Raw genomic sequence first — 14,793 nt, 5'->3', positions numbered from 1 at the left:
CTCCCGTTACCGCGCCCTCAGCGATCCCCCGCCGCTGCCTCAGCGCTTCCGGAAGCCGAGCACCAGGTGGGTGCCCAGCCCGAAGAGCAGTCCCCAGAAGGCCGAGCCGATCCCGAACAGGCTCATCCCCGAGGCACTCGCCAGGAAGGTCACCACCGCCGCGTCCCGTCCGCGCTCCTCCGCGACCGCCGCGGCCAGGCTGCCCTGCAGCGAGGCCAGCAGCGCGACCCCGGCGATCACCGCGATCAGCTCCTTCGGCAGCCCGGTGAACAGGCTCACCAGCACCCCGCCGAAGCTGCCCACCAGCACGTACAGCACGCCCGAGGACATCCCCGCGACGTACCGGCGGCGCGGGTCCGGGTGGGCCTCCGGGCCCGAGCAGATCGCCGCCGTGATCGCCGCCAGGTTCACCCCCGGCGAGCCGAACGGCGCCATCAGCACCGACACCGCACCGGTCGAACCGATCAGCAGCCGGTCGTCCGCCCGGTAGCCGAACGCGCGCATCACCCCGAGGCCCGGCGCGTTCTGCGAGGCCAGCGCCACGATCGTGAGCGGCAGCGCCAGCCCCACCAGCGCCGACCAGGAGAACGCCGGCACGGTCAGTACCGGCACGGTCGGCCCGCCCTGCCCCAGGTGCGGTGACAGCCCGACGGTGAGCGCCGCCAGCACGCCGCCGACCAGCAGCGCGACCGGCACGGCGTACCGCGGCGCGAACCGCTTGGCCAGCAGGAAGGCCGCGAAGCTGCCCAGCACCAGGGCCGGAGCACTGTGCACGGCGCCGAAGATCCCGGCGCCGAAGGAGAACAGGATGCCGGCGAGCATCGCGTTCACGATCCCCACCGGCACCGCCGCGATCAGCCGGCCGAACCAGCCGGTCACCCCGAACAGCGCCACCACCACCGCGCTCACCAGGAACGCCCCGACCGCCTCCCGGTACGGGTAGTCGCCCAGGCTGGTCACCAGGAGCGCGGCCCCGGGGGTGGACCAGGCGGTGATCACCGGCGTCCTGGTCCACCAGCTCAGCGCGAAGCCGCTCACCCCGCTGCCGATCGCCACCGCCCAGATCCAGGACGCGGTGTGCGCCGTGTCCAGCCGGCCGGCGGACGCCGCCGCGAGCACCACCACCAGCGGTCCCGAGAAGGACACCGCGACGCACACCAGTCCGGCCAGCAGCGCCGGCCCCGACACGTCCCGCCGCAGCGACCGACGTTCCCCGCTCTCGACCGGCGTCGTCTCCGGTCGGATCGTCAGCTCATCCGTCATCCCGGCAGTATCCCGAAGCGCCCCTGCGAAGGCTCCCGAAAAAGTTTTTGAACCCACCTGCAACCCCCGCCGGGGATGCGCGTCCATACAGATGAAGGCACGGAGAGCGAGACCGGCAGAGCCGGGGGGCGCTTCCGCTCGACAGGAGCGGGGCCGGTCACCTTCACACCACACACCGTCAGTCACATGACCCTGGGGAGTCACGTCATGCGCACGCCCGTTATCACCCATTTTGCGAAGAACGACCGCGCGCTCTCCGGCCGCCGACGCATCGCCGTCCTCGCCGCCACCACCGTCCTCGCCGGCGGCATCCAGTTCCTCGCCACCGACAGCGCCTGGGCCTGCGGCGACGAGCGCATCGGGGGGCCCGTCTCGGTCGCGCCCGGTACGGCCACCGCCTCGCCCGACGCCGCCCTCGTCTCGGCCCCGTCCTCGGTGGTGGCGGACGGCCGCTGGAACGAGGTCACCCTCAAGGTCACCGACCGGACCGGCGTGGACGCCCACGGCATGGAGCCCTTCCTGGGCCTGTACACCCCCGGCTCGGGTTCCGCGGCCCGCGTGGGCGACGTCCGGATGCAGCTGCTGGACTACACCGGCACCTGGAAGGACCTGACGCTGATCCAGGGCTGCTACCGGGTCGTCGACGCCGCCTCGACCCAGCGCTCGCGGCTCGACAACGGCAGCTCGGCGACCTTCAAGTTCCGGTTCTCGCTGTCGCCGAACACTCCCGAGGGCGTGACCACGGTCGACCTGCTGGCCTCGGCGAACAGCGCCGGCGCCACCACCACGGGCGGGTCCGACCTCAAGCCGGTCAAGGTGACCCGCACCCGGGGCGCCGCCCCCGCCGCGCCGACCACCCCGGCCAAGCCGACGAAGCCCGCGCCCACCAAGACCGCCAAGCCCGCCCCGGCCGAGCCCGCCTCCGACCGCACCCCGGCCAAGGCCGCCGCACCCGCCAAGGCACCCGCCGCCCCCGCCGCGACCCCGACCGCCGCGCCGGCCACCACCGCCCCCGCCGGCACCCCCGAGCTGGCCCAGACCGGATCCTCCTCCGCCAACTCCCTCCTGGCCCTGTCCTCCGCCGTGCTCCTCGCCCTCGGGGCCGGCGTTCTGGTCGCCGTCCGTCGACTCCGTCCCCAGCGCTAGTCGACGGGCGGGCATGACGAAGGGCCCCCTCCCCGCACGGCGGTGCGGAAGAGGGGGCCCTTCGTCGTTCTCGGACCCCGGGGCTGTCAGCCCCAGGTGATCAGGCGCTTCGGGTACTCCAGCAGGGCGGCCACGTCGGCCAGCACCTTGGAGCCCAGCTCCCCGTCCACCAGGCGGTGGTCGAAGGAGAGCGCCAGCGTCGTCACCTGACGCGGGACGACCTTGCCCTTGTGCACCCACGGCAGTTCCCGGACCGCACCGAAGGCGAGGATGGCGGCCTCACCGGGGTTGAGGATCGGGGTGCCGGTGTCGACGCCGAAGACGCCGACGTTGGTGATGGTGATCGTCCCGCCCTGCATGTCGGCCGGCGAGGTCTTGCCCTGGCGGGCGGTCTCGACCAGCTCGCCGAGCGACACGGCCAGCCCCGAGAGGGTCTTGGCGCCGGCGTCCTTGATGTTGGGGACGATCAGGCCGCGCGGGGTGGCCGCGGCGATGCCGAGGTTCACCTGGCCCCTGATGACGATCTCCTGAGCCGCCTCGTCCCACTGGGCGTTGACCTCGGGGTGCCGCTTCACCGCGGTGAGCAGCGCCTTGGCGACCAGCAGCAGCGGGCTGACCCGGACATCCCGGCCCAGCTCGCCGCTCTCCTTGAGCCGGCGGACGAACTTCATCGTGCGGGTCACGTCGACCTGGACGAACTCGGTGACGTGCGGGGCGGTGAAGGCCGAGGCCACCATCGCCTGCGCGGTCGCCTTGCGGACGCCCTTGATGGGCACCCGGACATCGCCTGTGCCGGACACCGGCAGCGGCGCCACGACCGGCTCGGCCACGACGGCCGCGGCGGTCTCGGCCACGGGGGCGGCCGGCGCCGCCGGAGCGGCCTGGGCCGCGGCGTGCGCGTGCACGTCCTCGCGGGTGATCACGCCGTCCCGACCGGTGGGGGTCACCGCGCGCAGGTCGACACCCAGGTCCTTGGCCAGCTTGCGGACCGGCGGCTTCGCCAACGGCCGCTCCCCGGCGGGCAGGTCGGCCGGCAGCGCCGGAGCAGCCGGAGCGACCGGGGCCGCCGGAGCGGGCACGGCCGGGGCCGGCTTGGCCGCGGTGACCTTGGTGGTGGTCGTCCGCCGGGCCCGGCGCTGGCTGCCGCCGGTGCGCGGGCCGTACCCGACCAGCACCTCGCGGCGCTCGGGCTCGGCCTCCTCGGCGGGGGCCGGGGCGGCCGGAGCGACCGCTGCGGGGGCAGCCGGAGCCGCGGCGCCCGCCTCCCCGGCGACCGCGATCGAGATGATCACGGTGCCCACGTCGACGGTCGCGCCCTCGGGGAAGTGCAGCGCCTCGACCACCCCGTTGAACGGGATGGGCAGCTCCACCGCGGCCTTGGCGGTCTCCACCTCGCAGACGACCTGCCCGTCGGTGACGGTGTCACCGGGCTTGACGTACCAGCTGAGGATCTCGGCCTCGGTGAGGCCCTCGCCCACGTCGGGCATCTTGAACTCGCGGAGCGAGCGAACTTCGGTGGTCATCTTCGCTCCCCGGTATCAGTACGCGAGCGCGCGGTCGACGGCGTCGAGCACGCGGTCCAGGTCGGGGAGGAAGGCCTCCTCGACGCGGGACGGCGGGTACGGCGCGTAGTAGCCGCCGACCCGCAGAACCGGTGCCTCCAGGTGGTAGAAGCACTTCTCCGTGAGCCGGGCGGCCAGTTCGGCGCCCATGCCCAGGAAGACCGGTGCCTCGTGCACCACGACGGCCCGACCGGTGCGCTTGACCGACTCCTCCAGGGTGGTGAAGTCCACCGGGGAGAGCGAGCGCAGGTCGACGACCTCCAGCCGACGGCCGTCCTCCTCGGCGGCCGCGGCGGCCTCCAGGCAGACCTTGACCATCGGGCCGTACGCGATCAGCGTCGCGTCGGTGCCGGGCCGGACGATCCGGGCGTCGTGCATGCCCAGGTCGGCGGCGTCACCGACCTCGCCCTTGTCCCAGTAGCGGCGCTTCGGCTCCAGGAAGATGACCGGGTCGTCGGACTCGATGGCCTGCCGCAGCATCCAGTGCGCGTCGTGCGCGTTGGAGGGGGTGACCACGCGCAGACCGGCGGTGTGCGCGAAGTACGCCTCGTGCGACTCGCTGTGGTGCTCGACCGCGCCGATGCCACCCGCATAGGGGATGCGGATGGTGACCGGCATCTTGACGTGACCGAGCGCGCGGGCGTGCATCTTCGCCAGCTGGGAGACGATCTGGTCGAAGGCCGGGTAGACGAAGCCGTCGAACTGGATCTCCACCACCGGGCGGTAGCCGCGCAGTGCCAGGCCGATCGCGGTGCCGACGATGCCGGACTCGGCGAGCGGGGAGTCGATCACCCGGTCCTCGCCGAAGTCCTTCTGCAGGCCGTCGGTGATCCGGAAGACGCCACCGAGCTTGCCGATGTCCTCGCCCATGAGGAGGGTCTTCGGGTCGTTCTCCAGCGACTTGCGCAGCGCCCCGTTCAGCGCCTTCGCGATGCTCAGCTGACCGGCCATCAGAGGTTCTCCCCCGCCTCGAAGGACGCCGCGTACTCGACGTACTCGGCCCGTTCCTCATCGACCAGTGCGTGCGGCTCGCTGTACACGTGGTCGAAGATCAGGGTCGGGTCCGGGTCCGGCATGCCGCGCACGCCCTCGCGCACCCGCAGCCCCAGCTTCTCGCTCTCGGCGTCGACGGCGGCGAAGAACTCCTCGTCGGCCAGGCCCTCCTTCTCCAGGTGGGCGCGGAGCCGGGTGATCGGGTCCTTGGCCTTCCAGGCCTCGGTCTCCTCGGCGTGCCGGTATCGCGTGGGGTCGTCGGAGGTGGTGTGGGCACCCATCCGGTAGGTGAAGGCCTCGATCAGCACCGGGCCGTTGCCGTTGCGGGCGTGGTCGAGCGCCCAGCGGGTGACCGCGAGGCAGGCCAGCACGTCGTTGCCGTCGACCCGGACGCCGGGGAAGCCGAAGCCGGAGGCGCGGCGGTACAGCGGGATCTTGGTCTGGGTGGTGGTGGGCTCGGAGATCGCCCACTGGTTGTTCTGGCAGAAGAACACGACCGGCGCGTTGTAGACCGAGGCGAAGGTGAAGGCCTCGTTGACGTCGCCCTGGCTGGAGGCGCCGTCGCCGAAGTACGCGATGACCGCGTCGTCGGTGCCGTCCTTGGTGATGCCCATCGCGTAACCGGTGGCGTGCAGCGTCTGCGAGCCGATCACGATGGTGTACAGGTGGAAGTTCTTCTCGTTCGGGTCCCAGCCGCCGTGGTTCACGCCGCGGAACATGCCGAGCAGGTTCAGCGGGTCGACGTCGCGGCACCAGGCCACGCCGTGCTCGCGGTAGGTGGGGAAGGCGTAGTCGCCGGTGCGCATGGCACGGCCGGAGCCGACCTGGGCGGCCTCCTGGCCGAGCAGCGAGGCCCACAGGCCCAGCTCGCCCTGGCGCTGCAGTGCGGTGGCCTCGCCGTCGAACCGGCGCACCAGCACCAGGTCGCGGTAGAGGGCGCGCAGCTCCTCGGGAGTGGTGGTGAGGGGGTAGTCCGGGTGCTCGACACGCTCGCCTTCCGGCGTGAGCAGCTGGACGAGTTCCGGCTGGGCGTCCTTACCCGTGGCGCGGAGGGTGTCAGGAACAGCGGGGGCCGCCTTCTTGCGAGCCCTCGCCGTGCTTTTGACGGTCACGTTCACTCCTCGGTCTGTCCGGCCGCCCGGGGTCGCCGGTGACCGGTCCGGTCACCGCCTCGCGGGGCGCGCGTGGGTGTGCGCACCTACTGCGGGGCAGGTGGTGATCCTGTTCCGACGGCGTCCCTCACGAGAACGTTACCCAGCGTCCGCCCCTGGCGCGCTTGCGCTAGGACGTCCTACTTGTTCAGGGCCTACAACCCCGAGGGTGCCGCGCTCGGACCGCCGTCGGAAGGGTGGGGGTGACGGACGACGTGACGCAGCTCTCAATCCGAGCGCCTTCAGGACACCAGCGCACGTTATCCGGGCGGACGCCCGTACGTAAGGGGGTTCTCGGTATCGGTTTCGGATGGGTCTGGCCGGATCACGTCTTTACGCCGGTGCGAGCGATAGGTCTTTCCTACGGTGATATGGGAGGCTTTGGACGTGGCTGATAGCGGACGAATCAGGGTATTCCTGCTCGATGATCACGAGGTCGTCCGGCGGGGCGTGCACGACCTGCTCTCGGTCGAGGACGACATCGAGGTGGTCGGCGAGGCCGGGACGGCCGCCGAGGCGATCACCCGGATCACCGCGGTGCACCCCGACGTCGCGGTGCTCGACGTCCGGCTGCCGGACGGCAACGGGGTCGAGGTCTGCCGCGAGGTCCGCTCCAGGCTGCCGGAGATCAAGTGCCTGATGCTGACCTCGTTCTCGGACGACGAGGCGCTGTTCGACTCGATCATGGCCGGCGCCTCCGGCTACGTCCTGAAGGCGATCCGCGGCACCGACCTGATCACCGCCGTCCGGGACGTCGCGGCCGGCCGCTCGCTGCTCGACCCGGTCGCCACCAGCCGGGTGCTCGCCCGACTGCGCGACGGCGGCGAGAAGGAGGACGAGCGACTGTCCCAACTCACCAAGCAGGAGCGGCGGATCCTCGACCTGATCGGCGAGGGGATGACGAATCGTCAGATCGGCAACGAGTTGCACCTGGCCGAGAAGACGGTGAAGAACTACGTCTCCAGTCTGCTCGCCAAGATGGGCATGGAGCGACGCACCCAAGCGGCCGCCTTCGTGGCGCGGCACCAGGCCGACCACCAGTACTGACCCAGGGCTGCACAGTCCTGACGGTTTGTCAAGGGCCCCCGCCGAGGGGCCATACCCTCTGGCTGTGACTTTCAGCCAGACCCTCGCCTGCGCCCCGGCCCGTCCCGACCTCTCCGCACCGCCGATGGGGACCCTCAGTCCGCCCGTCCCGCACACCGCGCTCGCCGAGGTCCTGGCCCGTTACCGGGTGGGGCGCCTATCGACCGCCGAACCGGTCGCCGAAGGCCTGCTGAACCGGGGGTACCGGGTCACCACCGAGGCCGGTGCGTACTTCCTGAAGTGCTACGTCGACACCGCCACCGCCAGCCGTCCGAAGATCCTCGCCCACCACCGCGCGATGGCCGCGCTGAACACCCTCGGACTGCCCGTCGCACCCCCGCTGGCCTGCGCCGAACGGTCCGGCACGGTGGCCGGCTGGGGAGGGCGGCTGTTCGCGCTGTTCCCGTGGACGGACGGCCGGCACCGGCACGGCAGCGAGCTCGACCTCCCGCAGTGCGAGGCGCTCGGCGCGCTGCTCGGCCGGCTGCACGGCGCACTCGACGACATCTGCGCCCCCCTGGATCCGCCCGCCGGCTACCGCAGCGCCGACCCCGCGGACAGCGCCGACCTCGCCCGCGACCTGCGCGGCCGCGCCCGTGCGCACCGCCCGCACGGGGAACTGGACGCGCTGGTCGAGCAACGGCTCACGGAACGGCTGGAACTGCTCGCCGAGCACGCCCACCGCCGCCCGGTCCCGCTGGCCGCCCCGCCCACCGGCTGGACCCACGGCGACTTCCACGGCCTCAACCTGCTGTACGACGACGGCCCGGCGGGCCGGCAGGTGAGCGCCGTCCTGGACTGGGACAAGCTCGGGCCGCAGCCGCGCGCCGAGGAGGCCGTCCGGGCCGCCACCCTGCTCTTCAACGACCGGGCGTCCGGCGTCCTGGACCTGGTCCGGGTCCGGCGCTACTCACAGGCCTACCGGGCCTCCGGCGCCGCCACCGCCGAGCACCTGGCCGCAGCCGCCCACCGGGTGTGGTGGGAGCGGCTGAACGACTTCTGGATGCTGCAGTGGCGCTACCAGCGGGCCGACCACCGGGCCGACCCGCTCTACCCCGGCTCGGCCGGGCAGCTGGCGTGGTGGTGCCAGGAGTACGAGCAGGTCCTGGACGCCTTCGCCAACTGACCGGGTCAGGGGGTCTGCGTCCCCGTCGGCTTCGGGTCCGGCTTCGGCGGCGGGTTGCTGGGCGTGCCGCCACCGCCGCCCGAGGTCGGCGTCGTCCCCCCGGTCGGCCCGCCGGTCGAGCTCGCCGACGCCGACATCGACGACGTATGACTGGGCGTCATCGTCGGCGACGGCGTCATGGTGTGCTTGCCCGAACCCGGCGACGGCGACATGTTGGTGCCGTTGTTCCCGGTGTTGTTGCCGCTGTTGTTGTTGCCGGGCTCGCTCGGCTGCTGCGGCTTCTTGCTGTTGGACAGCGAGGGCTGCGGGCTCGGCAGCCCGCTCTGGGCCGGCGTGCTGGGCTCGGGCGTGCTGACCACCGGCGCGGGGGTCGGGGGCAGCACGTGGTCCTTGGTGACGTCGTTGCCGACGCCGTTGAGCGCGATCGCGATGCCGGCACCGGCCGCGACCAGCACGGCGACGCCGCCGGCCAGCCAGGCCCACGGCCCGCGCCGCCGGCGGTACCCGTCGTCGTGGCCGTCGTCCCCGTCGCCGGCCGCCGGGTAGGACGAGGCGGGGGTGTGCGGGCCGTTCCCGCCCGGGTAGGGCAGCGCGGAGGTCTGGTCGCCCGGGCGGACCACGCCGAAGGCCGCGGTGGCCGCCGCCTGGTCCGGCCGGAGCACCTGGGTCGCACCGGTGTCGCCGGCCGCGCCGACCCAGCCGGCCCCGGCGGCGCCGTGCATCTCGCGCAGCGCGTGCTGCAGGTGGGCGCGGAACTCGTCGGCGTCCTGGAAGCGGTCGTCCGGGTTCTTCGCGAGCGAGCGCAGCACCAGCGGGTCGAGGCCGACCGGCACCCGGCCGTTGGCCTGCGAGGGCGGCACCGGCGGGTCCTGGACGTGCTGGTAGACCACCGAGAGCGGGGTGTCGCCGGTGAACGGCGGGCGCAGCGTGAGCAGTTCGTACAGCATGCAGCCGGCCGCGTACAGGTCGGAGCGGTGGTCGACCGGCTTGCCGAGCGCCTGCTCGGGCGAGAGGTACTGCGGGGTGCCCATGACCATGCCGGTCTGGGTCATCGTGGTGGCGCCCCCGGTCAGCGCCCGGGCGATGCCGAAGTCCATCACCTTGACCGCGCCGGTGGTCGTGATGATCACGTTGGCGGGCTTGATGTCGCGGTGGACGATGCCGTGCCGGTGGCTGTAGGCGAGCGCCTCCAGCACCCCGGCGATGATGATCAGCGCCTGGTCGACCGGCGGCGCGTCCTCGTCCGCCAGCAGCTCGCGGACGGTCCGGCCCTCGACCAGCTCCATCACGATGTACGGCGTGGACTCGTCCCCGACGTACTCCTCGCCGGTGTCGTAGACCGAGACGATGGAGTGGTGGTTGAGCGCCGCGACGGCGTGCGCCTCGCGGGTGAAGCGCAGCCGGGCGACGTCGTCCTGGGCCAGCTCGCCGCGCAGCAGCTTGACCGCGACGGTGCGGCCCAGCCGCACGTCCTCGGCGGCGAAGACCTCGGCCATGCCGCCGCGGCCCAGCCGGTGGGTCATCCGGTAGCGGCCGTCACCGACGGTGCCCAGCGGTGCGGCACTGCCGCGACCGGGGGTGTGCGGGCCTCCGGAGCCGAAGGCGGGCGGCAGCGCCGAGGTCGCGGCCTCGCTGCCGGGCTCCGGGATCCTCGGCGTCCCGCCGGTCCGGCCGGCCGCTCGGGCACCCGCGTCGTCGTCCGGCTGCTGCGTCTGTGCCATCGCTCCTCGCCCCGGGCGTTCGCTCGGATCGCGGTGCCCTGTCGCTTACGTATTCCCCGAACGCTACCGCCTCCGGGAAGCGCACGTGGCATGCCCGAACCGGCCGGAAACCGTCAGAGCAGGCCATTCCGGTCGGCCGGGAGGTCGACCACCAGCACGTTCGCCGGGCGGTCGGCGTGGCTGAACTTGCCGCCGGTCTTCTTGTCGGCGTTGTCGACCACGATCGCGATGATGATGCCCGCGAGCACCAGCACGCCGATGATGATCCCGACCACGACCACGACCGTCGAACAGCCTCCGCCACCGGGCGCCTTCGGCTGCTGGTACGGCGGCATCTGCTGCGGCGGCGGGGTGTGCGCCTGCGGCGGCTGCCCCTGCTGGAGGTACTGCGGGTGCGGCGTGTGCGGGGCCTGCGGACGCGGCGTCTGGAAGGCGGGCGGCGGGGTCTGGTACTGCGGCGGCTGCCCCTGCTGGAGGTACTGCGGCTGCGGCGTGTGCGGGGCCTGCGGACGCGGGGTCTGGTAGGCCGGCGGCGGGGTCTGGTACTGCGGCGGCTGCCCCTGCTGGAGGTACTGCGGCTGCGGCGTGTGCGGGGCCTGCGGGGCCGCGTGCACCGAGCGCGGGCCCTCGTTGATCACCAGCGGGGTGCTGGCCTGCAGCTTGTGCCCGCTGCCGCCGCCCTTGGCGGCCTCGATCAGCCGCTCCGCCTCGTCCCGCATCGCCGCCGCGCTCTGGAACCGGTGCGCCGGGTCCTTGCGCAGCGCCTGGGCGACGAAGGCGTCCACCTCGGGGGGCAGCGAGCGGTTGAGCGTGGAGGGCGCCGGCGGCTCCTCCTGGACGTGCTTGTAGGCGATCGAGAACGCCGAGTCGCCGTCGAAGACCAGCTGGCCGGTGATCATCTCGAAGAGCATCACGCCGACCGAGTACAGGTCGGAGCGGGCGTCCACCGGCTTGCCGAGCGCCTGCTCGGGCGAGAGGTACTGCGGGGTGCCGACCACCATGCCGGTCTGGGTCATCGACGTCACGCCGGACTCCAGCGCCCGGGCGATGCCGAAGTCCATGACCTTGACGTTGCCCTTGCGGTCGAACATGACGTTGCCGGGCTTGATGTCGCGGTGCACCAGGCCCATGTCGTGCGAGGCCTCCAGCGCGTTCAGCACGCCGACGGTGACCCGCAGGGCCGCCTCGGTCGGCATCGCGCCGTACTGGCCGATCGCCTCGTTGATCGCCTCGCGCAGGCCCTGGCCGTCGATCAGCTGCATGACGATGTACGGCGTGCTGGAGCCGTCCGGGGCGATGTCCTCGCCGCTGTCGTACACCGTGACGATGTTCGGGTGTTCCAGCCGGGCCACCGCCTGGGCCTCGCGGCGGAACCGCTCCTTGAACGAGTCGTCCCGGCCCAGCTCGCTGTGCATGCTCTTCAGCGCGACCTGCCGGTCCAGCACGCTGTCGTAGGCGAGGTGCACGGAAGCCATGCCGCCCTCGCCCAACAGCCGCTGCAGCACATAGCGGCCGTTGCCCAGGGAGAAGCCCTCGACCGCCGCGTTGCCGTGCTCGCTCATGGTCCTCTGCTCCCCCTCGGCGCGGGCGTGCTGCCGCATCCGTGACGTTCGGTCTCGGCCGTGCGTGGTGGGCCCGGCCCGCTGGCCTGGCGGACCCCTGTCGCGGCGGCTCGACCGGCCTGCGACAGGGGTCAGGGTATCGGCTCGCGCCGACGGTGATCGGCCCAGGGCCGTTCCGGGGCCCGGGCCGTCGGCTCCGGATCCCGGTGGCACGGCCCGGGACGGATCGTCGTGATACGTCCGGTCCGGCGGACCGCCCGGCCGCACCGGCGGGTACCGCTACAGGTACGGACCGGAGCGGATGCCGCGGCCATGGCCCGGCTCGTCCTCGTCCTGGTCCCCTCCGTGCAGGCCCGGCGGCAGCGCCCGGCGCATCTGCTCCAGCTGGGCCCGCGCCGCCATCTGCTGGGCGAACAGCGCGGTCTGGATGCCGTGGAACAGGCCCTCCAGCCAGCCGACCAGCTGGGCCTGGGCGATCCGCAGCTCGGCCTCGGTCGGGATGCTGTCCTCGGTGAACGGCAGCGACAGCCGTTCCAGCTCGGCGACCAGCTCCGGGGCCAGACCGAGTTCGAGCTCCTTGATCGAGCTCGCGTGGATGTCCTTCAGCCGGGCCCGGCTCGCCTCGTCGAGGGGAGCCGCCCGGACCTCCTCCAGCAACTGCTTGATCATGCTGCCGATGCGCATGACCTTGGCGGGCTGCTCGACCATCTCGGTCACCGGGAGCTCACGCGGCACGTCGCCGTCGTCGTCCCCCACCGGGGCGGTGAACCCCGGGCCCACCGGCATCCCGTCCGGTCCGACGATCAGCACCTTCTGGCCGTCCTGCGGCTGCCCGCCGGCCGCCTGGTAGGGCTCCTGCGACGAGCGCTCGTTCATCGGATTCGTCATGAACAACATTCTCTCTCACTGGGGTTGGTCGGGCGGAAGCCCCCGTTCGTCCCGCCGTCCTGCGCCACCCGTGACGAAGGTACGCCTCCGCGCGCCGCGCGGGAATCCGTACGGGTACTCAGATCACGCGGCCCGCGCACCGACCGCCCGTCCCCGCCCACGGAACCCGCACCGAACCTCCACCCCCTCCGGCGCGCCGCGGCCCGCGGCGGCTCCCCGTCCGCAGGCCGGCCCTCCCGCGGGTCAGTCCTTCCGCAGCCTCAGGCCGATCAGCCCCAGGCCGCAGCCGATCAGGCCCAGGCCGACGCCCAGCGGGAGCTGGGTCGTGGAGGCGTCCTGCCAGCGCGCGGGCAGGACGAGCGGGATGCCGACGGCCGCGACGGCCTGCCCGGAGGCGGCCGTGACGGCGTCCGGCGCCGCGGCGTCGCCGGGGGCCGCCGGGTCCGGGGTGCCCGGGTCGGCGTCCGACCGGTCGGCCTCGGCGCCCTGGTCCGGGGCCTGCTCGGGAGCCCGGTCCGGGGCCTGCTCCGGGGCCTGGTCGGGAGCTCGACCGGGGGCCTGGTCGGCCGTCTGGTCCGGCGCCTGTTCCACGGTGGCGCCGGAGCGTTCCGGGAGCGACGCCGGGCGGTGCCGGAGCGACCGCGGGAAGTCGTCGACCTGGTGCGGACGGGGCGCCCGGTGCTGCGGCGGCGCTGCCGCCGGCCTGGGCACGGACGCCGTTGCCGACGCATCGCCGCCCGGTGTGGCCGCGTCGCCCGCCGTCGCCTCGCCGTCCGGCGTCGCCTCGTCGTCCGGCTCCTCACTCGCCGCGGTCGACCCGGCACCCGGCGTCGAAGCGGAGGAGGAAGAAGGGGAGGAGGAAGGAGAGGGAACGGAAGAAGGGGACGGGAAAGGGGACGGGGACATCCCCGCCGAGGGCGACGGCATGGCCACCGCCGCCGACGCGGCGGCCAGCGGGAGCGTGAGCCCCAGGACGGCCGCCGCCAGCAGCCGCTGGGCGCGGCCCGAGCCCGGGCGGCGACGGGTGCGACGGTGGTGCGGCGCTACGGGCAGCGGCCCGAGGCGGGCGTGCGGGGATGCGGCCACGGTCGGAGTCCTTCCGACGGCCGGCCCCGCCCGGGGGCGGGGTCGGCGGCGGGACAGCTCCGGACCAGCGTCGCACGGCCCGACAGTCCGGGCATTTCGGACACGGCCCGCGGGTCCCGCCCGCAGGCCCGGCGACCGGCGCCCGCTCAGCCGCAGGCCCGCAGCCCCATGGACCTCAGGCCCTCACGCCCTCAGGCCCGCAGCACGACCTTCCCGACCTGCTCCCCGGCCTCCAGCACCCGGTGCCCCTCGCCCGCGTCGGTCAGCGGCAGCACCCGGTCCACCACCGGCTTCACCACCCCGGACTCGACCAGCGGCCACACGTGCTCCCGCACCGCCGCCACGATCGCCGCCTTCTCCGCCAGCGGCCGCCCGCGCAGGTTGGTGGCGATCACCGCCGCCCGCTTGCGCAGCAGCGCGTTGAGGTCGAGTTCGCCCTTCACCCCGCCCTGCAGCCCGATGATCACCAGCCGCCCGTTGACCGCCAGCGCCTCGACGTTCCGCTGCAGGTACTTGGCGCCCATGATGTCCAGGATGACGTCCGCCCCGGCCCCGCCGGTGGCCTCCCGGAGCACCTCGACGAAGTCCTGCTGCCGGTAGTCGATCACGATGTCCGCGCCCAGCTCGGTGCACCGGGCCAGCTTCCCGGCGCTGCCCGCGGTGACCGCGACCCGCGCGCCGACCGCCTTGGCCAGCTGGATCGCCATGGTCCCGATGCCGCTCGCGCCGCCGTGCAGCAGCACCGTCTCGCCGGGCCGCAGGTGCGCGGTGAGGAAGACGTTGGACCACACCGTGCAGGCGACCTCGGGCAGCGCCGCGGCCTGCTCGGGGGTGAGCCCCGCGGGCATCGGCAGCAGCTGCCCGCTCGGCACCGCGACCCGCTGCGCGTAGCCGCCGCCGGACAGCAGCGCGCACACCTCGTCGCCGACCGCCCAGCCGGCCACCCCGGGCCCGAGCGCGACGATCCGCCCGGCGCACTCCAGCCCCGGGTAGGGCGAGGCGCCGGGCGGCGGGTTGTAGAAGCCCTGCCGCTGGAGCAGGTCGGCACGGTTGACGGCGGTGGCCGTCACCTCCACCAGGACCTCGCCCTCGGCGGGCACCGGATCGGGCACCTCGGCCCACACCAGTGCCTCGGGGCCGCCGGGTACGGGAATCGTCATCGCATGCATGTCCCGAACCTACTGCGCGTCAGGCCGGTCGGCGGGGCAG

Annotated in this window: 12 protein-coding genes; 3 read left to right on the top strand and 9 right to left on the bottom strand. The window is 73.4% G+C overall.

Annotated elements, in window-relative coordinates; genetic code table 11:
• Positions 1–39: 39 nt before the first annotated feature.
• On the bottom strand, positions 40–1,263 hold the full coding sequence (locus AB0D10_RS24795; protein WP_360260090.1) for a benzoate/H(+) symporter BenE family transporter: 1,224 nt from the start codon (positions 1,261–1,263) through the stop codon (positions 40–42).
• A gap of 207 nt (positions 1,264–1,470) precedes the next feature.
• Here AB0D10_RS24795 and AB0D10_RS24790 point away from each other — a divergent pair, with 207 nt between their 5' ends.
• Positions 1,471–2,409 carry an LAETG motif-containing sortase-dependent surface protein gene (locus tag AB0D10_RS24790; RefSeq protein WP_360260088.1) on the top strand — a complete coding sequence of 313 codons (939 nt, stop codon included), beginning with the start codon at positions 1,471–1,473 and terminating at the stop codon, positions 2,407–2,409.
• 86 nt (positions 2,410–2,495) lie between these two features.
• On the opposite strand, the gene AB0D10_RS24785 is transcribed toward AB0D10_RS24790, so the two are convergent.
• The 3 genes from AB0D10_RS24785 to pdhA are packed head-to-tail and all read right to left on the bottom strand — an operon-like array spanning position 2,496 to position 6,082.
• Positions 2,496–3,932, bottom strand: coding sequence for a dihydrolipoamide acetyltransferase family protein (locus AB0D10_RS24785; protein ID WP_360260086.1), 1,437 nt, complete (start codon positions 3,930–3,932; stop codon positions 2,496–2,498).
• Between the two features lie 15 nt (positions 3,933–3,947).
• A complete protein-coding gene (locus tag AB0D10_RS24780; RefSeq protein WP_360260194.1) occupies positions 3,948–4,925 on the bottom strand; it encodes an alpha-ketoacid dehydrogenase subunit beta in 978 nt (325 codons plus the stop codon).
• Positions 4,922–6,082: a pyruvate dehydrogenase (acetyl-transferring) E1 component subunit alpha gene (pdhA, locus tag AB0D10_RS24775; protein WP_360260084.1), complete on the bottom strand. Its 1,161-nt coding sequence runs from the start codon at positions 6,080–6,082 to the stop codon at positions 4,922–4,924. Before pdhA ends, AB0D10_RS24780 begins: the two co-directional genes overlap by 4 nt.
• Positions 6,083–6,502: 420 nt before the next feature.
• Between pdhA and AB0D10_RS24770 the strand changes: the two genes are divergently transcribed.
• A complete protein-coding gene (locus AB0D10_RS24770; RefSeq protein WP_360260082.1) occupies positions 6,503–7,162 on the top strand; it encodes a response regulator transcription factor in 660 nt (219 codons plus the stop codon).
• Positions 7,163–7,226: 64 nt separating this feature from the next.
• Positions 7,227–8,327 (top strand): phosphotransferase, encoded by a 1,101-nt coding sequence (locus tag AB0D10_RS24765; protein WP_360260080.1) that lies wholly within the window; start codon positions 7,227–7,229, stop codon positions 8,325–8,327.
• 5 nt (positions 8,328–8,332) lie between these two features.
• Here AB0D10_RS24765 and AB0D10_RS24760 read toward each other — a convergent pair whose 3' ends face one another.
• The 5 genes from AB0D10_RS24760 to AB0D10_RS24740 form a co-directional block, all read right to left on the bottom strand.
• Complete coding sequence (locus AB0D10_RS24760) at positions 8,333–9,850, bottom strand: protein kinase (protein ID WP_360260191.1); 1,518 nt, start codon at positions 9,848–9,850, stop codon at positions 8,333–8,335.
• Between the two features lie 311 nt (positions 9,851–10,161).
• Positions 10,162–11,610 (bottom strand): protein kinase, encoded by a 1,449-nt coding sequence (locus tag AB0D10_RS24755; protein ID WP_360260078.1) that lies wholly within the window; start codon positions 11,608–11,610, stop codon positions 10,162–10,164.
• A gap of 279 nt (positions 11,611–11,889) precedes the next feature.
• On the bottom strand, positions 11,890–12,498 hold the full coding sequence (locus AB0D10_RS24750) for a bacterial proteasome activator family protein (protein ID WP_360260077.1): 609 nt from the start codon (positions 12,496–12,498) through the stop codon (positions 11,890–11,892).
• 243 nt (positions 12,499–12,741) lie between these two features.
• Positions 12,742–13,584 carry a hypothetical protein gene (locus AB0D10_RS24745; protein ID WP_360260075.1) on the bottom strand — a complete coding sequence of 281 codons (843 nt, stop codon included), beginning with the start codon at positions 13,582–13,584 and terminating at the stop codon, positions 12,742–12,744.
• Between the two features lie 191 nt (positions 13,585–13,775).
• Complete coding sequence (locus AB0D10_RS24740; RefSeq protein ID WP_360260073.1) at positions 13,776–14,753, bottom strand: NAD(P)H-quinone oxidoreductase; 978 nt, start codon at positions 14,751–14,753, stop codon at positions 13,776–13,778.
• Between the last annotated feature and the right edge of the window lie 40 nt (positions 14,754–14,793).

Source organism: Kitasatospora sp. NPDC048545 (assembly GCF_040651155.1).
In the GTDB taxonomy this organism is placed as follows: domain Bacteria; phylum Actinomycetota; class Actinomycetes; order Streptomycetales; family Streptomycetaceae; genus Kitasatospora.
Note: the sequence above shows the minus strand (reverse complement) of the source record. Positions and strands in the feature narration are given on the sequence as shown.